This is a genomic window from Streptomyces griseoviridis, assembly GCF_005222485.1.
Classification (GTDB): Bacteria; Actinomycetota; Actinomycetes; order Streptomycetales; family Streptomycetaceae; genus Streptomyces; species Streptomyces hintoniae.
On the sequence record NZ_CP029078.1, the window covers coordinates 5,589,423 to 5,608,249 of the forward strand.

General features: G+C 72.1%; 20 protein-coding genes. 10 read left to right on the plus strand and 10 right to left on the minus strand.

From position 1 onward, the window contains the following. Positions 1-193: 193 nt before the first annotated feature. The 3 genes from DDJ31_RS24260 to DDJ31_RS24270 all read right to left on the minus strand — a co-directional run bounded on the left by DDJ31_RS24260 (position 194) and on the right by DDJ31_RS24270 (position 3,261). A complete protein-coding gene (locus DDJ31_RS24260) occupies positions 194-1,183 on the minus strand; it encodes a FecCD family ABC transporter permease (protein ID WP_127178261.1) in 990 nt (329 codons plus the stop codon). Then, positions 1,180-2,253, minus strand: coding sequence for an ABC transporter substrate-binding protein (locus tag DDJ31_RS24265; RefSeq protein WP_127178260.1), 1,074 nt, complete (start codon positions 2,251-2,253; stop codon positions 1,180-1,182). Before DDJ31_RS24265 ends, DDJ31_RS24260 begins: the two co-directional genes overlap by 4 nt. A gap of 192 nt (positions 2,254-2,445) precedes the next feature. Then, positions 2,446-3,261 carry a hypothetical protein gene (locus tag DDJ31_RS24270; RefSeq protein ID WP_127178259.1) on the minus strand — a complete coding sequence of 272 codons (816 nt, stop codon included), beginning with the start codon at positions 3,259-3,261 and terminating at the stop codon, positions 2,446-2,448. 127 nt (positions 3,262-3,388) lie between these two features. Between DDJ31_RS24270 and DDJ31_RS24275 the strand changes: the two genes are divergently transcribed. Further along, on the plus strand, positions 3,389-4,309 hold the full coding sequence (locus DDJ31_RS24275; protein WP_127178258.1) for a phosphotransferase enzyme family protein: 921 nt from the start codon (positions 3,389-3,391) through the stop codon (positions 4,307-4,309). A 7-nt stretch (positions 4,310-4,316) separates the two neighbouring features. Here the strand turns inward: DDJ31_RS24275 and DDJ31_RS24280 are convergent, their stop codons facing one another. After that, the gene (locus DDJ31_RS24280) at positions 4,317-5,222 is read right to left on the minus strand and encodes a regulator (RefSeq protein ID WP_346656272.1); all 906 of its coding nucleotides are present in this window, start codon (positions 5,220-5,222) and stop codon (positions 4,317-4,319) included. 797 nt (positions 5,223-6,019) lie between these two features. Here DDJ31_RS24280 and DDJ31_RS24285 point away from each other — a divergent pair. The 3 genes from DDJ31_RS24285 to DDJ31_RS24295 all read left to right on the plus strand — a co-directional run bounded on the left by DDJ31_RS24285 (position 6,020) and on the right by DDJ31_RS24295 (position 8,527). Continuing rightward, positions 6,020-6,361 carry a hypothetical protein gene (locus DDJ31_RS24285; protein ID WP_127178256.1) on the plus strand — a complete coding sequence of 114 codons (342 nt, stop codon included), beginning with the start codon at positions 6,020-6,022 and terminating at the stop codon, positions 6,359-6,361. Further along, on the plus strand, positions 6,358-6,630 hold the full coding sequence (locus DDJ31_RS24290) for a hypothetical protein (protein WP_240678094.1): 273 nt from the start codon (positions 6,358-6,360) through the stop codon (positions 6,628-6,630). Before DDJ31_RS24285 ends, DDJ31_RS24290 begins: the two co-directional genes overlap by 4 nt. A gap of 646 nt (positions 6,631-7,276) precedes the next feature. Beyond that, the gene (locus tag DDJ31_RS24295; RefSeq protein WP_171480894.1) at positions 7,277-8,527 is read left to right on the plus strand and encodes a DUF11 domain-containing protein; all 1,251 of its coding nucleotides are present in this window, start codon (positions 7,277-7,279) and stop codon (positions 8,525-8,527) included. 92 nt (positions 8,528-8,619) lie between these two features. Here the strand turns inward: DDJ31_RS24295 and DDJ31_RS24300 are convergent, their stop codons facing one another. Then, positions 8,620-9,738: a hypothetical protein gene (locus tag DDJ31_RS24300; protein ID WP_127178255.1), complete on the minus strand. Its 1,119-nt coding sequence runs from the start codon at positions 9,736-9,738 to the stop codon at positions 8,620-8,622. A gap of 176 nt (positions 9,739-9,914) precedes the next feature. Here DDJ31_RS24300 and DDJ31_RS24305 point away from each other — a divergent pair, with 176 nt between their 5' ends. After that, positions 9,915-11,069, plus strand: coding sequence for a cystathionine gamma-synthase (locus tag DDJ31_RS24305; RefSeq protein WP_127178254.1), 1,155 nt, complete (start codon positions 9,915-9,917; stop codon positions 11,067-11,069). Positions 11,070-11,082: 13 nt separating this feature from the next. Here the strand turns inward: DDJ31_RS24305 and DDJ31_RS24310 are convergent, their stop codons facing one another. From DDJ31_RS24310 to DDJ31_RS24320, 3 genes are all read right to left on the minus strand, one after another. After that, complete coding sequence (locus DDJ31_RS24310; protein ID WP_127178253.1) at positions 11,083-11,331, minus strand: hypothetical protein; 249 nt, start codon at positions 11,329-11,331, stop codon at positions 11,083-11,085. A 34-nt stretch (positions 11,332-11,365) separates the two neighbouring features. Further along, a complete protein-coding gene (locus DDJ31_RS24315; protein WP_127178252.1) occupies positions 11,366-11,863 on the minus strand; it encodes a sigma factor-like helix-turn-helix DNA-binding protein in 498 nt (165 codons plus the stop codon). Between the two features lie 177 nt (positions 11,864-12,040). Further along, positions 12,041-12,550: a MarR family winged helix-turn-helix transcriptional regulator gene (locus DDJ31_RS24320; RefSeq protein ID WP_437184209.1), complete on the minus strand. Its 510-nt coding sequence runs from the start codon at positions 12,548-12,550 to the stop codon at positions 12,041-12,043. A 163-nt stretch (positions 12,551-12,713) separates the two neighbouring features. Between DDJ31_RS24320 and ilvA the strand changes: the two genes are divergently transcribed. The 3 genes from ilvA (at position 12,714) to DDJ31_RS24335 (ending at position 16,302) form a co-directional block, all read left to right on the plus strand. Then, the gene (gene ilvA, locus DDJ31_RS24325) at positions 12,714-13,943 is read left to right on the plus strand and encodes a threonine ammonia-lyase (protein WP_127178251.1); all 1,230 of its coding nucleotides are present in this window, start codon (positions 12,714-12,716) and stop codon (positions 13,941-13,943) included. A gap of 440 nt (positions 13,944-14,383) precedes the next feature. Then, positions 14,384-15,433 carry an ATP-binding cassette domain-containing protein gene (locus DDJ31_RS24330; RefSeq protein ID WP_240678398.1) on the plus strand — a complete coding sequence of 350 codons (1,050 nt, stop codon included), beginning with the start codon at positions 14,384-14,386 and terminating at the stop codon, positions 15,431-15,433. Next, positions 15,430-16,302, plus strand: coding sequence for an ABC transporter permease (locus tag DDJ31_RS24335; RefSeq protein WP_127178250.1), 873 nt, complete (start codon positions 15,430-15,432; stop codon positions 16,300-16,302). The genes DDJ31_RS24330 and DDJ31_RS24335 overlap by 4 nt, the downstream gene beginning before the upstream one ends. 94 nt (positions 16,303-16,396) lie before the next feature. Here DDJ31_RS24335 and greA read toward each other — a convergent pair whose 3' ends face one another. Both greA and DDJ31_RS24345 read right to left on the minus strand, forming a co-directional pair. Continuing rightward, complete coding sequence (gene greA, locus DDJ31_RS24340; RefSeq protein WP_093827109.1) at positions 16,397-16,897, minus strand: transcription elongation factor GreA; 501 nt, start codon at positions 16,895-16,897, stop codon at positions 16,397-16,399. 175 nt (positions 16,898-17,072) lie between these two features. Further along, a complete protein-coding gene (locus DDJ31_RS24345; RefSeq protein WP_127178249.1) occupies positions 17,073-17,471 on the minus strand; it encodes a DUF4307 domain-containing protein in 399 nt (132 codons plus the stop codon). Between the two features lie 170 nt (positions 17,472-17,641). Here DDJ31_RS24345 and mca point away from each other — a divergent pair, with 170 nt between their 5' ends. Together mca and DDJ31_RS24355 are read left to right on the plus strand one after the other, a co-directional pair. Then, positions 17,642-18,502 (plus strand): mycothiol conjugate amidase Mca, encoded by an 861-nt coding sequence (gene mca / locus DDJ31_RS24350; RefSeq protein ID WP_164785116.1) that lies wholly within the window; start codon positions 17,642-17,644, stop codon positions 18,500-18,502. Next, positions 18,495-18,788 (plus strand): hypothetical protein, encoded by a 294-nt coding sequence (locus DDJ31_RS24355; RefSeq protein ID WP_240678093.1) that lies wholly within the window; start codon positions 18,495-18,497, stop codon positions 18,786-18,788. Before mca ends, DDJ31_RS24355 begins: the two co-directional genes overlap by 8 nt. The last annotated feature ends 39 nt before the right edge of the window (positions 18,789-18,827 follow it).

An 18,827-nucleotide genomic window follows, 5' to 3' on the forward strand; every position in this document is an offset into this window, starting at 1 on the left:
CCGCGAACCTCGACGCCCTCTGGAATCCCGCTCTTCTCCCGAACCCCGCGCCTCTCCAGAACCTCGCCCTTCTCCCGAACCTCGTTTCTCTCCTCAACCTCGCCCTTCTCCCGAACCCCGCCGCCCTCCCAAGCCTCGCCCCTCTCCCAAGCCTCGCCCCTCTCCCGAGCCTCACCCCTCTCCCGAACCCCGCTCAATTCACGGCCCCCCTGCGTCGCACCAGCACCACCAGCACCGGGACCCCCACCAACGCCGTCATCACCCCGGCCGGGACCTCCGCCGGGGCCCGTACCACCCGGCCCGCGACGTCCGCGGCGAGCAGCAGCCCCGCGCCCAGCAGCGCCGACAGCGGGAGCACCGCCCGGTGCCCGCCGGAGGTGACCAGTCGGCGGGCGAGATGCGGCACCGCGAGGCCCACGAACGCGATCGGCCCCGCGGCGGCCACCGCGGCGGCCGTCAGCAGGGTCGCGCCGAGGGCCGCCGTCACCCGGAGGAGCCCCACCCGGTGCCCGAGCGCCCGCGCCGTCTCGTCGCCGAGGGCCAGCGCGTCGAGGCCGCGCGCGCAGGCCAGCACCAGGACCGCCCCGGCCAGCAGGAACGGCAGCATCCGGCCCACCGTCCCGGCGTCCCGTCCGCTCAACGCGCCGACCTGCCAGAACCGGAACTGGTCAAGGGTGGCCGAGCTGGAGGTGAGGACGACCGTGGTGCCGCCCGCCGTCATCGCGGACAGCGCGGTCCCGGCCAGCGCCAGCTTCACCGGCGATGCCCCGCCCCGCCCGCGCGCGGCGATCCCGTACACCAGGCACGCGGCGACGACGGCCCCGGCGAACGCGTACCAGACGTAGCCGGCGAAGCCGCTCGCGAGGCCGGACGCGATGGCGAGGACGACTCCGGCCGCCGCGCCCTGGCTCAGCCCGAGGATGCCCGGGTCGGCGAGCGGGTTGCGGGTGACGGCCTGGAGCGCCGCCCCGGCCACGCCGAGCGCGGCGCCCGCGGTGAGCCCGACCTCGGTCCGCGGCAGCCGCAACGACCGTACGACCAGCGCGTCCGGTGAACTCCCGCCGTGCAGCAGGGCGTCGAGGACGGCGGCGGGCGGCACCGGGCGGGTGCCGACGGCGAGACTGAGCAGCACGGCGACGGCGACGGCGGCGACCGCCGCGGGCCAGGCGAGGCGTCGGCTCACGTGCCCAGGTGCTCGGCGAGCTGGCGTACGACAAGGCGGGCGGCGGTGGGACCGGCGTTGAGGTACCAGGGGTCGTCGTCGACCTTGACCGCGTGGTCGGCCGCGACCGCCTTCATCGACTTCCACAGCGGCCCGGCGAGCACGCTCGACGCGTCGGTCTTGGAGGCGTCGCCCTGCACGGAGTAGAAGATCCAGTCGGCGTCGGCGGTGTCGATGCTCTCCGAGCCGATGTCCTCCGAGATCGCCTTGAATTGCTGCGACTTGGGCCGTTCGAGCCCCATGTCGACGGCGATGGAGCCGGTGAAGGAGGAGACGCCGAACATCCGGGTGCGGTCAGGGGTGAACCGCACCATGGAGACGGTCGGGCCGCCGAGGTCGGCGCCCTTGGCACCGGCGTCGGTGACGATGTCGTCGAGCAGCTTCCTGGCGGCCTCGCCCTTGCCGACGGCGTCGCCGACCAGCAGCAGGTCGCGCTTCCAGTTGACGCCGTTGCCCGCGGTGATCACGGTGGGGGCGATCTTCGACAGCTTGGGGTAGAGGTCGCCGAGCGAGTCGTTGGCGAGGATCAGGTCGGGCTTGGCGGCGGCGAGGGTCTCCAGGTTGGGCGCCTGCCGGGTGCCCGCGTCGGTCATCTTGGCGAGCTTCCCCTTGTACTGCGGGAAGGCGTCGCCGAGGTAGCCGGGGACGAGGCCGGCGTTGTCGGCGCGGGTGGTGGCGGCCGGGACGACACCGAGGGAGAGCAGGTCGTCGAGCTGACCGGTGCTGAGCGCGGCGATCTTCAGGGGCGCGGCGGCGAGGGTGGTCTTGCCCTCGAAGTGCGTGACGGTCCGAGGAAACGTTCCGTCCTTGGCCTCGCTCGACCCCATCCCGGCGGCGAGGTCACTGGGCGCGGCGGACGGGCCCTCGCTGGCGCCGATGACCTGGTTGCGCCCGGCGGCGGACTTCCCGGAGCCCTCCGTGCCGCTGCCGCTGCCGCCGTCCGAGGACGAGCAGCCGGCCAGCAGCCCTCCGACGACCACGACGGCCAGACCGGCCTTCACACCCACAGCACGCACAACGACTCCGATCATCGACTAAGGCAAGCCTTACCTTAACCGGTCGGGGTTGGGGTGGGATATGGCGGGTGATGGGGGGAGGGGAGGCAAAGGGAGGGGAGGGGGCGGGACCCCGGGGCCGGCGGGGGGCGGGGGCCCCGAGGCCGGCTGACGGGTTGGCGGGACGACGGGTTGGCGGGTTGGCGGGTTGACGGGCTGGCCGGACCCTCACGGACCGTCGAGGAACTCGCCCGCCGAGAAGGACCGCACGAGAACGCCCGCGCGCCCGCTGCCGCCCTCACTCTCGTTGCCGTTGCCGTTGCCGCTGCTGTTCCCGTTCCCGTCGCCGTTCCCGTTCGTCAACAACCTTACGGAGTGGGCGCGTCCGAGCCCCGCCACCCGGGCCCGTCCGTCAGGGCCGACCTCCAGGAGGGTGTTCTCGTCGACGGCGACCGCGTGCGCGAGCCCGAACCGGGGTACGGCGGCGGTGAGTCGGGCCAGGGTGCCCCACTGGGCCGCGTGCACGTCCACCGCGAACGGGACGAGCCCGAGCCCGTCCCGCACCTCGATCTCCCCGAGGTCCTCGGCGCTGTCCTCCGGGCAGACCGGCGTCCCGCCGTCGAGCCACCCGCCGACGACGGCCCGCCGCGCGGCGACGGCGGCCCCGGCGGAGAACCCGGCGTAGGGAATCCCCGACTCCCGCACCCAGGCGCCGATGCCGACGCCCGCGAACGACTCCTGGTAGGCGGGCGTCAACCCGCCGCAGACCAGCAGCCCGTCCAGATCCCGCAGCGGTCCGACGTCGAACCGCTCGCCCAACGGCACGAGCAGCGGCACGGGTTCGCAGTCGCCGACCGAGCGCAGCACGGCGTCCCACCGCGCGAACTGCTCGCCCCCGTCCCCTTCGTCGACGACGACACAGCCGACCCGAGGCGCACCGACACCCCGCACGGCCGAGGCGGCACGCAGAAAGGGCCCGTGCACGACGGGAGCGGCGGCGGGGTCCCACCCACCCCCGACAAGAAACACCGACGCGGCACTCATCCGAACTCCCTTGCTCATAAACACAGTCGGGACGACCACCGCACATCACGTGCACAGCCCGTCTGCTGCAGCGTCCCGTGGGTACCGTCGCATGGACGGCGTCGCGGGCCAAGGAGTGGGGACGGGCATGCCATCTACTGCGTCCGGAAGCAGAGGAGCCGGCTTCACGGCGGCCCGCGCGGCGGAGGTGCTGGAGCGGGCCTGCCGACGGGCGGGTCTCGCCGGGGACGGCGCCCGCCTGCTCCGGCTGGGCGAGAACGCGCTGTTCCGCCTGGCCGCGCACCCTGTGGTGGTGCGGATCGCCCGCTCCACGGAGTACTTGGAGTCGGCGCGGGGCGAGGTACAGGTCTCGCGCTGGCTGACGGGCGAGAGCTTCCCGGTCACGCGGGTGATCGACGACCTCGAACAACCGGTGGTGGTCGACGGCCATCCGGTGACGTTCTGGCACCTGATCGAGGAAGGCGACCGCAAGGCGACGTACGGAGAACTCGGCGGGATACTGCGCGACCTGCACGTGCTGAGCCTCCCTGACACGCTGACGCTGCCGCCGTACCCGGTTCTCGACCGGACGGACCGGCGGATCGACGCGGCCGTTGGGGTGTCGGAGGACGACCGGGCGTTTCTGCGCAAGCGCGCGCGTGAACTGCGGGACCGGGTGGGATGCCTCCGCTTCGACTCCGCGAAGGGGCCGGTGCACGGGGACGCCCATGTGCAGAACCTCATGGTGGACAGGGACGGCCGGGTGATCCTGATCGACCTGGAGAGGTTCAGCCACGACGTCCCCGAGTGGGATCTGATGGTCACGGCCACCGAGCACCACAGCCTGAGGTGGCAGACCCAGGAGGAGTACGGGGCCTTCGTCGGGGCGTACGGACGGGATCTGCGCGCCTGGCCGGGATTTCCCACGCTGCGGGCGGTGCAGGAGTTCAACATGACGACATGGCTCATGCAGAACGTCGCCCAGGGCCCTGGGACAGCGGCCGAGTACGCCCGCCGCATCTCGTCTCTCCGGAACGACGACGCGCCACGCAACTGGAATCCGGGCTGACCGATGGCTATTCGTCGTCCAGGTGCTCCAGCGCCTCCCGCACCTGCCCGTTCAGCTGCTGGACGATCGGAAGCGCCCCATGGACGGAGACCTCGCGCTGGAAGTCGCGCACGTACCGCTGGAACCGGGCGGACTGGAGAGCGTCTCCGTCCTCGACCGCACGACGGGCGGTCGTCACGGCGGCGTCGAGGTCTCCGTCGAGCAGGTGGCTCTGAGCGAGGACCATCCGGCAGAAGCCGAGCGTACGGGCGTACTTGGGGTCGGTCAGCGCCACGGCGCGCTCGGCGAACCGCACCGCATCGGAGCCCTGCCCGAGGTCCCGGAAACAGTGGCAGAACTCACCGACCAACTCGGCTTCGTCCATGTAGGCGAGCCATTCGGGGTCGTCGGCGCCGTCAGCCTGCTCGAAGTACCTCTCGGCGTCGTTCATCGCGCGGGCGACGCCCTTGTGGTCCCGCGCGGTCGAGAGCGCGCGAGCCTCGTGAGCGGAGAAGAGGGCCATGGCCCGTGGGGTCGAGCTGCTTCTTCCACCCTCCACTGACGCACGGGCGAGCGTGACGGCCCGGGACGCTCGGCCCAGATAGTTGGCCTGGTGGCTCATGTTGGCGAGGATGCGCGCGCCCATCATGCGGTCGCCGGACACCTGTGTCAGACGCAGTGTCGCCATCAGATAGCGGTCGGCGAGCGCGTGGTTTCCGCAGTCGTACGCGCTCCAGGCGAGCAGCTGCGCCATCTCGGACGCCGCAGCGAACAGCGCGTTCCCGACCTTCGTGCTGTAACCGGCCCCGAGGAGCGGCAGTACGTCCTCGCGGAAGTAGTGGCGGAACGCCTTGTGTCCGTGGCCGCCGCCGAACCGGAAGTCGAGTTGCATGAAGAACCCGACGGCGGTACGGATCGCGGCGACGTCGCGCATGCTGACGCGGCGGGTGGCGAGGGTATCGGTGGGAAGACCGTCCGGACGGGACACCAGCCACGACAGAGCCGCGGCGTGAACATCACTGTCCGGGAGCGGTGGTTCATGCCCGGGACCGTCCTCCGGGCGTTGGAGGGTCAGGCTGTCGAGGGCGTCGACCGCCTCGGCCAGGGAACCGGCGTGAGTCGGCCCGACCACGGATCGGGGAACAGGTGCCGTAGCGGGGAACCCCAGATCCCTGGGCACGATTCTCCTGCCCAGCTTCCCGCTCAGCGCTTCGGCGACGAACAGCGCCGTCTGACGCTGGATCCCGCCCCCGTTCAGCCAGCGCTGCACAGCGACATGCGTGGTCCCCACCTGCTCGCCGTGACGCCGCGCGACCTCGCGGACGCGCTTGGCCAAGCCCTTGTTCGAGGAGCCTGCCTCCGCCATCACGGCGGCCAACCGATGGTTCGGCTCTCTGCCCACGTCCCGCCGACACCTCCAACATCACGCCAAGCGTTCATCGTGTCACAGACGGTGTCGAAGGTGAGGGGGTTCGCGGTGAACCCCCCCTGCCCACACCGGTGAACCCACGTGTGCACGTGCACCCCTCCATGGACACTGCCGCACGGACGGAGAGGCCCGTTGACTGTCGGGACAAGACACCCCGGTGGCGCGTGACGGCACCCCCGGGGCATGCCCCACCTGGGAAAGCAGGTAGACATGCGGAACCCCGTCGCCAGGATCTTCACGAGGCCGCCAAGACAGCCGCTGCCCGCCCCGAGCCGTGCCGCCCACCGGACGGCGGTGGTCCGATGAGCGAGAACCCGCGCCTCCTGCCGTGGCCCGGCCCGGCCGGACAACGCTCCTACCTGGTCACGGACGGCGGCGGCAGGAGCCGCCTCTCCCGACTCGCCGACCAGTTGGAGGAGGCACAGCTCCAAGCCGGTGACATCCTCCTCGGCCACGCGGCGGACATGCTCAAGGACGTCGACGTCAACCCGTGGGAACTGCGCTACCTGAGCGCCTGTCTGCACGAGGCGCTGCGTGACGCGCTGCGGGTGGCGGAGAGCAGGGGCGACCGGCTCCCCGTTCCCGAGGACGACGACACCGACAACAACGGCACTTCGCCGCATGCTGAGGAGGCGGCCTCATGAGGCGCACCGCGCACAAGACACCCGAGTGGCAGATCGAACGGGCAGCGGACCGCCCCGTCACCCGAGATCAGGACGGCACCCTCACCGTGCCCCTGCGCCTCGCCCACTTCGGCGAGCACATGGCCAGCCCTTCGCTGCTCCTGACGGTGGCCGAGGCCGAGAATCTCCATGCCTCGCTCTGCTATGCCCTCGACGGCGAACCCGCGCCCGACGACGCCCCCGACTGCCGCAAGCCCATCCAGTACCCGGGCGGCCGACAGCGCTTCTGACCTGAGAAACAGCCGACCACCTCTCGAACCAGTGCGGGCGACGGGCGGTCCGGCTGAGAAGAGCACACGGACAAGCGTGCCGTGCAGGCCCGACGGTGCCGGGCCTGCACGGCACGACGTCACACCGCGCGAACTGCCCTGCCCTGCCCGCCTCGTGGGCGACGGCACACCCGCCCCGAGGCATTCATGCGAACTCCCCTGTTCGCGGGATCAGTCGGGACGACAGTTCGTCCGCGAGGGGATGAGGCCGCTCCGGCGGCAGCAGCCGGGCCGTGGCATCGAGGTCGATCGGCGTGCACACCACGGACCAGCCTCGACAGGCAGGTGTGCCGCAACGCTCACTCGAACCCGTCCCGGGTGATCTCGGCGGCGAGCACCGTCTCCTGCCGCGTCCACAGACCTCCGACCGGTGTCCGTCCGCACGAACCGGGTCCGTCGCCGCTCCGCATGGGTGATGCCTGTCGCGCAGACCGAGGTCCCTCAGGAGCTGTCTCCGGAGGGGCTCGCGGTCTCCGGAGGGGCCGATCGCGAGGCGTGGGAGGCGGCCGGTGCGCAACTGTCCGGCGCTGTCGCGAGTCTGACGACGAAGGAAAGCACACCTGCGAAAAACCGTCCGTCCGCCCGCGCTTCGACAGAGGTTCTCTCCATGCCGTTGCTCCCGCACAACCGTCGCGCCTCCCGAGCCGCTGTCGCCGCCCTCGGCGCTGCCGGCCTCATCGCGCTGGCCGGGTCCCCCGCCGCCCTCGCCGACGAAACCGCACCCGAACTGGTCGTCGGAGGCATCGAGCCGGTCGACGGGCTGAAACCGGGGGGCACCTTCGAGCTGCCGGTCACCGTGGCGAACAAGGGCACTGCGACCGCCGGGAAGACATGGATCTACTACGGCGTCACCCGCGGACTCGACTTCGCGGACGTGCCCTCCAACTGCCGTGCGCAGTACGTCCGTTCCTATGACGAGATGCCCGAGCTGTGGACCGTGGTGTGCGGGTTCGACCAGGCGGTGGAGCCGGGCGCCGTCTACACGCCCGACAGGCCCCTCGTCGTCAAGGTCCTGGACCGCGCGCTCGACGACGAACTGCGGGTCCGTGTCCTGGAGAACGACCCGGGGGAGGACGAGAACGGCACCGCTCCGGTGGCGGGCACCGGACCGGCGGTGAAACTGGTCGAGGGACGGGCCGGGGACAAGGGGTCCGCGCCCGTCGTCCATGTGCCCGTCACCTCCGTCAACACGGCGGACTTCCAGGTGAAGGGCGCCGCCTTGAAGGGCCGCATCGGTGAAACGGTGCCGATGGAGGTGGAGTTCACCAACGCCGGACCCGCCTGGGTCATGGGCAGGCTGAAGTCCGACTCCGTCAGTGTCGTCGTCACCCCGCCCGCCGGAACGTCGGTCGTCAAGACCGCCACGTTCTGCAAGGCCAAGGGCGGAGCGTACCGGTGCGGCATGCTCGCGGGGGCGCTCGACGAGGGCGGCCGACAGCCCTACACCTTCAGGCTGAGGATCGACAAGCGCGTCGCGCACGCCACGGGCACGGTGGCCCTGACCACCGAGGCGCGGCCGTTCGACCCCGATAAGGCCAATGACAGGGCCGACATCACGCTGGACGTCACCGGCGCGGAGCCGACCGGTTCGGCCACCGGCTCTGCCACCGGTTCGGCCACTGGCTCGGGCGGACCGACCGGCGGGTCGTCGACCGGCGGATCGTCGTCGACTGGTGGGTCGTCGTCGATCGGTGGGTCGTCCTCGACCGGCGACGCGGGGAGCGCGGCGTACGGAGGTCACCTGGCCGAGACCGGGTCCTCGGCGCGGGGGACCACGGCCGTGGCCGCCGCCGCGGTGGTGACGGGCGCGGGCGTGCTGGTCATCGTGCGCCGCCGCCGGGCCCACCACCGCGGCTGACGTCTCTCCGTCGCGCGCGCTCACCGGTCCCGGACCACGGGCCCGGGACCTCCGCCGCTTTCTGCCTCAGCGCGCTCCGTGCCGCGGCGCGCTCAGTGCGGCAACGACGCCGGGGTGCCTCCGTTCGCCTCGTAACCCGCCACCGCCAGCGCGCGGTACACCGCGAACTCCGCCGCCGGGTCCGGGGACAGCGTCCACGGCAGGGCGCCGACGTGGCCGTCGATGTGCACGAGCTGGCTCATCGCCTCCGACCAGCGCTCCGCCCGGACCAGGAAGAAGATCAGCAGGTGGCGGACGTGCGCCAGCATCGGGTCGTCCGGGCGGGCCGCCTGCACCGCGAACAGGGCGCCGTGGATCGCCTTGCGCACCACCTCGCTCTGGTAGAACCCGCGCACCAGGTTCACCTCGGGGAGGTGCTCGAAGACCGCGAACAGGGGCATCGCCGCGAGCAGCGAGCCCTGCGGGGCGCGGGCCGCGGCGGCCTCCGCGAAGGAGTTCGCCAGCTCCCGGGAGCCGTGCCACTTCTCGCACCAGTAGTGCAGCGCCGCCAGATGCGCGCCCATGTGCGCCGGCGCGCGGTCCAGGATCTTCAGCCAGAGCTGCTCGAACTCCTCGCGCGGGTACGCCAGTCCGCGCGCCACCGACAGCTCCACGATGTACGGGATCGGGTCACCGGGGGCCAGCAGCGCCGCGTCACCGCACGCCGATCTGGCCTCCTCCATGATGATCCGGAAGTCGTCGGTGCCCGGCGTCGCCGTCCGCCACGCCTGCTGGACCAGGAACTCCGCGTGCACCGCCGCGCCCCCCGCGTCCTTGGGGTGCTCGGCACGCCACACCCGCAGCCACTGCCCGCCGGGTGACTCGCTGACCCCGCCGGGACGCTGCGCCAGTTCGAGCGACGCGGCGCCCGCGAACGCCTGCACGCGCTGCCAGCGCAGCTCGCCCGCCGCCTCGGTGCCGGCCAGCAGCTGCGAGGCCGCCCGGTAGTCCTGGGAGCGCTGGACCACGTCCAGGACGTCCAGCAGGTCCTGGTCGGGGCCCGGCATCCGGACGTCCAGCTCCTCCTGCGGCGTGAAGCCGTAGTTCGCCGGGTCCGCCGCGTCCGGGTGGCCGGGCGGGACCTGCTCGATCATGCCCCGGCGGCGCCGCATGACCGGCAGCAGCACGAAGCCGATCATGACCAGCGCGATCAGGACCCACAGAATCTCCATGCGACAAGCGTTCCAGACACCGCCGACAATTGGCCAACCCGGTCCCCGAACCTGTGGAAAACCCCGCACCGAACAGGGCGGGAGCCTGTGGAAAACCTCGTCCGCATGGTCGTCGGCCGGTCGGACGTCCCACGGCGTCCGGCACCACCCCGCCGGGCACACTACGCTCGGTGCCCATGAGCGACAGGCACACCAGTCAGCACTTCGAGACCCTCGCGATCCACGCGGGCAACACCGCCGATCCCCTGACCGGCGCGGTCGTCCCGCCGATCTACCAGGTCTCGACCTACAAGCAGGACGGCGTCGGCGGACTGCGCGGCGGCTACGAGTACAGCCGCAGCGCCAACCCGACCAGGACCGCCCTCGAAGAGAACCTCGCGGCCCTCGAAGGCGGCCGCCGGGGTCTCGCGTTCGCGTCAGGACTGGCGGCCGAGGACTGCCTGTTGCGTACGCTGCTCAGCCCCGGCGACCACGTGGTCATCCCGAACGACGCGTACGGCGGCACGTTCCGGCTGTTCGCGAAGGTCGTCGCCCGCTGGGGCGTGGAGTGGTCGGTCGCCGACACCAGCGACCCCGCCGCCGTGCGGGCCGCCCTCACCCCGAAGAGCAAGGTCGTCTGGGTGGAGACCCCCTCCAACCCGCTGCTCGGCATCACCGACGTCGCGGCCGTCGCCCAGGTCGCCCGCGAGGCCGGCGCCCGGCTGGTCGTCGACAACACCTTCGCCACCCCGTACCTCCAGCAGCCGCTGGCGCTCGGCGCGGACGTCGTCGTGCACTCCCTGACCAAGTACATGGGCGGCCACTCCGACGTCGTCGGCGGCGCCCTCGTCGTCGCCGACCAGGAACTCGGCGAGGAGCTGGCCTACCACCAGAACGCGATGGGCGCGGTCGCGGGACCGTTCGACTCGTGGCTGGTGCTGCGCGGCACCAAGACGCTCTCCGTGCGCATGGACCGGCACAGCGAGAACGCCGGGAAGGTCGCCGAGATGCTCACCCGGCACGCGCGCGTGACGCACGTGCTCTACCCCGGTCTGCCCGACCACCCGGGCCACGAGGTCGCCGCCAAGCAGATGCGGGCCTTCGGCGGCATGGTGTCGTTCCGGGTGCAGGGGGGCGAGGAGGCGGCCGTCGAGGTCTGCAACCGCGCCAAGGTGTTCACCCTGGGCGAGTCCCTGGGCGGCGTCGAGTCCCTGATCGAGCACCCCGGCCGGATGACGCACGCGTCGGCGGCGGGCTCCGCCCTGGAGGTGCCCGGCGACCTCGTCCGCCTCTCCGTCGGCATCGAGAACGTCGACGACCTGCTGTCGGACATCCAGCAGGCGCTCGGCTAGCCGACGCCCGCGCTCACCAGCCGGTGAGCGGTGGAGTCGTCTGCGAAGGCGGCTCCACCCAGGGGCGCGCGGTCAGCGCCCAGACGGCGAAGGCGAGCGCCGCGGTCAGCAGGAACAGCCACAGCAGCCGGCGCGCGGCCCTGCGGCGGCGCAGCATCCGGTCACCGCGCCGCACGGCGTCCCCGTACAGCCCGGACGGCACCGTCGGGGCCCGCCGCTCCATGATCTGCCGCACGGCGGCCTCGCGCTGGCTCCGGTTCACCGGCGGCCCCCGCGTCCCGTGGCGGCCCCGGCCCTCATGACGGTGCCACCTCGGCCGTCGTCGACGCCGGTACCCGGGGCGGGTGGAGCAGGGTGGCCGTCGCCCGGTCGCAGACCGCGCGGACGTGTTCCACGGGGAGCCCGAGCAGGGCCGCCGTCTGCTGCTCGGCGACGCCCTCGTAGAGCCTCAGCACCAGGATCAGCCGCTCCCGCGGAGTCAGCGGGGCCAGCGGGCCGGCCGGGCGGGTGCGGGAGCGGACGACTCCGCCGTACCGGTACCAGGCGCCCCGCGCGAAGCGGGCGGCCAGATACCGGCGGGCGCCGTCGTAGGGGTCCTCGCCGCGCGCCAGGTCCCAGCACGCGTACGTGTGCGCGAGGGCGAGCGTCAGCAGCCGCCGCGCGCGCGGGTTGCCGTCCGGGGGCTCGGCGGTGAGCAGCGTGGCCGTCTGCAACAGCCGTCCCGCGGCGCCCGCCACGAACGCCTCGAACTCCCGTGCCCGGCGGGCGTCCCGAGACGCTTGCCGTGTACGCACCGCGCCTCCCTCCTGACGCGCCCCAGCCTCCCCGGCGACAGGGCCGGGTCTTCATATGAGGGCAGCGGCGACCCGTCGGTCAAGAGTTCGCGCGGTACGCGCGCGTACCGCGCGGGAAGCCGCAGGAGAAGACGGCGGCCGTCAGGGCCGAACGGGAGAGCGCCCCGGGCGGACGGCTCAGGAGGCGGACGGCGTCTCGTCCGGGCCCGCCCCGCCCTGGGTGGACATCCGCGCGGACAGCCCGGTGTTGAAACGGGTCAGCAGCGCGCAGAACGTCTCCCGCTCCTCGGGCGTCCACCCCTGGGTCAGCTCCGCCATCAACTGGCGCCTGGAGGACCGCACTTCATCGAGGCGGGCGAGCCCGCGCGGGGACAGCTGGAGGACCACCGCGCGGCCGTCCTCGGGGTGCGAGGTCCGCTTGACGAGCCCGGTGTCCACGAGCGGCGCCACCTGGCGGGTGACCGTGGACGAGTCGATGCCCATGCTGGCCGCGAGCGCCTTGACGCCCATCGGGCCTTCCTTGTCGAGACGGTTGAGCAGCAGGTACGCGGCGCGATCCATGGAGTTGCGCACCTGGCCGACCCCGCCGAGCCGGGTCTGTTCGGCACGGCGGGCGAAGACCGCCACCTCGTGCTGCAACGTGTCGAGGAGACCGGTGTCACCGAGAGTCGTCATGTCCATCGACATTTCAGGTGTTGTGGGCATGGCCGGAGGCTCGCTTCATGAAGGGGCTGCTGGGATGGGGGACAGGGTACGCGGCCGGGGGGCGGGCCGTACCGGCGCTGCGCAAACCAGTCTCGGGGACTGGTCACACAGGCGGCGCCCGGGAGTGAACTGCGATGCTGGAGTCATGAGCTACAGCACGGCCGACCCCCTGCGGCCCGTGACCCTCGACGACGTACGAGGCGCGGGGAAGATGCTCGCGGGCGTGGCGCGGGTGACGGCGATGGAGGGCAGCAGGCACCTGTCCCAGCTGGTCGGGGCGCCGGTCCACCTCAAGTGCGAGAACCTCCAGCGGACCGGTTCGTTCAAGCTGCGCGGCGCCTATGTGCGGATCGCCGGGCTGCTGCCCGAGGAGCGGGCCGCCGGGGTGGTCGCGGCGAGCGCGGGCAACCACGCGCAGGGCGTCGCCCTCGCGTCCGCGCTGCTCGGCGTGCGGGCGACCGTGTTCATGCCCATCGGGGCGCCGCTCCCCAAGATCAGCGCCACCCGCGACTACGGCGCCGAGGTGCGCCTGCACGGCCAGGTCGTCGACGAGACACTGGCCGCCGCCCAGGAGTACGCGGCCGAGACCGGCGCGGTCTTCATCCACCCCTTCGACCACCCGGACGTCATCGCGGGCCAGGGCACGGTCGGCCTGGAGATCCTGGACCAGTGCCCGGAGCTGCGCACGCTCGTGGTGGGCATCGGCGGCGGCGGGCTCGCGGCCGGCATCGCGGTCGCCGTCAAGGCGCTCCGGCCCGACGTGCGGATCGTGGGCGTGCAGGCGGAGGGCGCCGCGGCGTACCCGCCGTCGCTGACCGCCGGGCATCCGGTGTCGATCGCGCACCCGGCGACGATGGCCGACGGCATCAAGGTGGGCCGCCCCGGCGAGGTGCCGTTCCGGATCGTCGCCGACCTGGTGGACGAGGTCCGCACGGTCAGCGAGGACGAGCTGTCGGCCGCGCTGCTGCTCTGCCTCGAACGGGCCAAGCTGGTGGTGGAACCGGCCGGGGCGAGCCCGGTGGCGGCGCTGCTCGCCAGGCCGCGGGAGTTCGAGGGCCCGGTCGTGGCCGTGCTGTCCGGGGGCAACGTCGACCCGCTGCTGATGCAGCGCATCCTGCGCCACGGCATGGTCGCGCAGGGCCGCTACCTGGCCGTCCGGCTGCGTCTGACGGACCGCCCTGGGGCGCTGGCCTCGCTGCTCGGGGCGTTGACCGTGGTCGACGCCAACGTCGTCGACGTGAGCCATGTGCGGACCGACTCCCGGCTCGGGCTCACGGAGGCCGAGGTCGAGCTGCACCTGGAGACGAAGGGCCCCGAGCACTGCGCCGAGGTGGGCCGGGCCCTGCGCGAGGCCGGGTACACGATCATCGCCTGAGGCAGGGGGCGTGCCGCCGCCCCCGGCCCTCCGGCCCTCCGGCCCTCGGCTCTCTGGCCCTCGGCTCTCTGGCCCTCGGCTCTCCGGCGCCCGGCCGCCCGGTCCCGGCCTGCCGCTCCCCGGCCTGCGGCTCCCCGGCCTGCGGCTCTCCGGCCTATGGTTCCCCGGCTCCCCGGCCCCCGGCCTGCCGCTCTCCGGATCTCGGCGCCCGGCCCCCCGGCGCCCGGCCCCCCGGCGCCCGGCCCCCGGCGCCCGGCCCCCGGCCCCGCGGCCCCCCGGCCCCTCGGATCTCCGCCACTTCGTCCCGCCACTTCGTCCCGTCACTCGTTCGGGGAAATCCGTTGAGGGACGCGATACATCGCGTTATGGTGTGTCTCGCGTCACTCGCAAGCGGGGCAACCCGTGCAAACTGGCCTTTTCCCGACGACGTGGAGACAGATATGCCGGGCGCCATCTATGCCGAGGCTCTGGTCAAGACCTTCGGTGACGTAAGGGCACTGGACGGCGTCGACCTCGATGTCCCCGAGGGCACGGTCCTCGGCCTGCTCGGGCCCAACGGCGCGGGCAAGACGACAGCCGTCCGCTGCCTGACGACCCTCCTCCGCCCGGACAGCGGCAGAGCCGTCGTCGCCGGTATCGACGTGCTGCGCCGGCCCAACGAGGTACGGCGCTCGATCGGCCTGTCCGGCCAGTTCGCCGCCGTCGACGAATACCTGACCGGCCGCGAGAACCTCCAGATGGTCGGCCAGCTCTACCAGATGCGGTCCAGGGCGGCGAAGGCGCGCGCCGTCGAACTGCTCGACCAGTTCAGTCTCACGGACGCCGCCGACCGCCCCGCCAAGACCTACTCGGGCGGGATGCGCCGCCGCCTCGACCTCGCGGCGGCCCTGGTCGTCTCCCCGCCCGTGATGTTCATGGACGAGCCCACCACCGGGCTCGACCCGCGCAACCGCCAGCTGCTGTGGGAGGTCATCAAGGGGCTCGTCTCCGGCGGTACGACACTGCTGCTGACCACCCAGTACCTGGAGGAGGCCGACCAGCTCGCGCACGACATCGCGGTCGTCGACCACGGCCGGGTCATCGCCCGCGGCACCTCGGACGACCTCAAGGCCCGCACCGGCGGCGAGCGCGTCGAGGTCGTGGTGCACGCGCGCGAACACCTGACGGACGCCGCCGAGGTCCTCCGCGGCTACGGCAAGGGCGCCGTCTCCGTCGAACAGCACACCCGCAAGCTCACCGTGCCCGTCACCGGCGGCCCGAAGCTCCTCGCCGAGGTCATCCGCGACCTCGACGGACGCGGCATCGAGATGGACGACGTCGGGCTGCGCCGCCCCACCCTCGACGACGTCTTCCTCTCCCTCACCGGACATGCCACCGAGGACGGCGAGCCGGCGGCCGACACGGCGGACGGCGGCACCCCGCAGCACCCCAAGGCAGGCAGACGCGGCCGGGGCAGGGCCCGCGGCCCGCAGAAGGAGGCAGACCAGTGAGCGCCGCCACCGAACCCGCACCCGCCCCCGCGCCCCCGCCCGCCGCCACCGGCAGCGCCCTCGGCCAGTCGGTCCGCGACTCCATGGTCGTCGCCAGACGGAACCTGATCCGGATGTCCCGGATTCCCGAGATGCTGCTGTTCGCGGTCATCCAGCCGGTGATGTTCGTGATCCTGTTCACCTACGTCTTCGGCGGCTCGATCCAGGTCGGCGGCTCCACCAGTCCCGACGTCTACAAGAACTTCCTGATGGCCGGGATCTTCGCCCAGACCGTCACCTTCGCCACCGCGGGCGCGGGCGCCGGGATCGCCGACGACATGCACAAGGGCCTCATCGACCGGTTCCGCTCACTGCCCATGGCGCGCGGCGCCGTCCTCACCGGGCGCACGGTCGCGGACCTCGTGCAGACCTCCATCACGCTGGCCGTCCTCGCGGTCGTCGCGCTGATCGTGGGCTGGCGCCCCGGCTACGCGGAGCCGACCAACCTCGGCAAGATCCTCGGCGGGTTCGGCCTGCTGCTCCTGCTGGGGTACGCCTTCACCTGGATCGGCGCGCTGATCGGCCTGTCCGTGCGCACCCCGGAGGCGGCGACCTCGGGCGGCCTGGTCTGGCTGTTCCCGGTCACGTTCATCTCGAACGCCTTCGTGGACTCCAGCCGGATGACGCCGTGGCTGCGGCACATCGCCGACTGGAACCCGTTCAGCGCGACCGTCCAGGCGTGCCGCACCCTCTTCGGCGACCCCGGGGTCTCCACCTCCACGGCCTGGCCCATGCAGCACCCGGTGTGGGCCTCGCTGATCTACTCGGTGCTGATCGTCGTCGTCTTCCGGACGCTGGCGGTGCGCAAGTACCGTTCCGCGACCGCCTGAGCCCCACCGGACATGACGAAGCCCCCGGCGTCCAGGACGCCGGGGGCCCGCCAGAGGCGTGCGGAACATCGGCCCGGACGGGGCCGGGCGCGGGTCAGCCGTTGTACGGCTCGGCCTTGATGATCTTCACGGAGGCCTTCTTGCCGTTCGGCAGCTCGTACTCCGCGTCCTCGCCGACCTTGTGGCCGATCACGCCGGAGCCGAGCGGGGACTGCGGCGAGTAGGTCTCGATGTCGGAGCTGGCGTACTCGCGGGAGGCCAGAAGGAAGGAGAGGGTGTCGTCCTCGTCGCCGTCGAAGGCGATCGTGACGACCATGCCCGGTGCGACGGCGCCGTCGGCGGATGCCGGGGCCTCACCGACCTTGGCGTTCTCCAGGAGCTGGGTCAGCTGGCGCACCCGGAGCTCCTGCTTGCCCTGCTCCTCCTTCGCCGCGTGGTACCCGCCGTTCTCGCGCAGGTCCCCTTCCTCACGCGCGGCTGCGATCTTCCCGGCGATCTCCGTACGCGCGGGACCAGACAGGTACTCCAGCTCGGCCTTGAGCTGGTTGTACGCCTCCTGGGTCAGCCAGGTGACGTTGTCGCTGGTCTGGGTCACAGGTGCTCCTCGTAGGTACTGGGAATACAAAGCATCGCCCTACCCAGAAGGATGTTCCTTCATGGAAGGGCGAAACCACGAGCCTAACAATTCACCGGCCGAAGGGGGAGGACATAAGCCGTCAGAAACCCGTCGACGCAGGTCAGCGGTGACGTATTCGCAGAGTCCCGGCGGGTCAGTCGGCGTGGCAGCCGAGCAGTTCCGCGGTGGTCCCGGGGGAGGTGGTGCGCAGGGTGACCAGCTTGTCGATGCGGGTGGCGTCCCCGCCGAAGCGGAAGTCGGCCCGGCCCACCTCGGCGCCGTCCTCCGACTGGGAGCGGACGGTGCAGTAGCCGCTCGCGCCCGCGTCCTTGCGGACCTCCAGATGGACCTTCACCGCGTGCTCGCCGACGTCGAAGGTGATCACCTCGGCGCTGATCTTGTTCTGGGCGACGTAGTGCCAGGCGAACCAGCCGAGCAGCGCCAGCATCAGCACGCCGAGCACGGAGCCGAGGACCTTGAGCTTGTGGTCGGCCCGCTCGTCCGAGGAACGGCCGTACCGGCCGTCGGGCAGTCGCGTGCTCACGGCGCTCATGATCGGTCCTCTCGCGCGGCGCGGGACCGAAGTCCCGAAAGGGGCTCCCGAAGCGGACCCCGGAATTATTCGCCCCCCGATTCGGTCACTATAGAAGCCGCCGATCGCACTCCCGCTCGCGGGGGCGCCGACTGACTGAGGATTGAGTCTTGACTGACCAGCTGCGACTGATGGCCGTGCACGCCCACCCCGACGACGAGTCGAGCAAGGGCGCGGCCACCATGGCGAAGTACGTGTCCGAGGGGGTGGACGTGCTGGTGGTGACCTGCACGGGCGGGGAGCGCGGCTCCATCCTCAACCCGAAGCTCCAGGGCGACGCGTACATCGAGGAGAACATCCACGAGGTGCGCAGGAAGGAGATGGACGAGGCCCGCGAGATCCTCGGCATCAAGCAGGAGTGGCTCGGCTTCGTCGACTCGGGACTGCCCGAGGGCGACCCGCTGCCGCCGCTGCCCGACGGCTGCTTCGCCCTGGAGGACGTCGACAAGGCGGCCGGTGAGCTGGTCAAGCAGATCCGCTCGTTCCGTCCGCAGGTGATCACCACCTACGACGAGAACGGCGGCTACCCGCACCCCGACCACATCATGACCCACAAGATCTCGATGGTCGCCTTCGAGGGCGCCACCGACACCGAGAAGTACCCGGAGTCGGAGTTCGGCCCGGCGTTCCAGCCGCGGAAGCTCTACTACAACCAGGGCTTCAACCGCCCCCGCACCGAGGCCCTCCACCACGCGATGCTGGACCGCGGCCTGGAGTCGCCGTACGGGGACTGGCTCAAGCGGTGGGCGGAGTTCGAGCGGGTGGAGCGCACCCTGACCACGCACGTCCCGTGCGCGGACTTCTTCGCCGTCCGGGACCGGGCGCTGCTCGCGCACGCCACCCAGATCGACCCCGAGGGCGGCTGGTTCCGGGTGCCGCTCGACCTCCAGAAGGAGGTCTGGCCGACCGAGGAGTACGAGCTGGCGAAGTCGCTCGTCGACACCTCCCTCCCCGAGGACGACCTCTTCGCGGGCATCCGCGACAATGCATGACATGAGTGCAAGCGTGAGCGTGGCAATGGCGCACCTCGTCCCCCTCGCCAAGGAGGTGGACGAGAACAAGGTCACCCCCGGAGTCCTCGGGTTCATCGTCTTCGCGGCGATGGCCCTGGCGGTCTGGGGGCTTATGAAGAGCATGAGCCGGCACATGAACCGCGTCGACTTCAAGGAGCCCGGGACCGAGCAGGCGTCCGGGGCCGAGCGGGCTTTGGGCACCGAGCGGCCCACGGCGGCGAAGTCCGAGGAGAGCACGGCCGGGGGCCGCACACCGCAGGGCTGACACCGTCCGCGCGGGCCCCGGGGCCGCCGCCCCGGGACC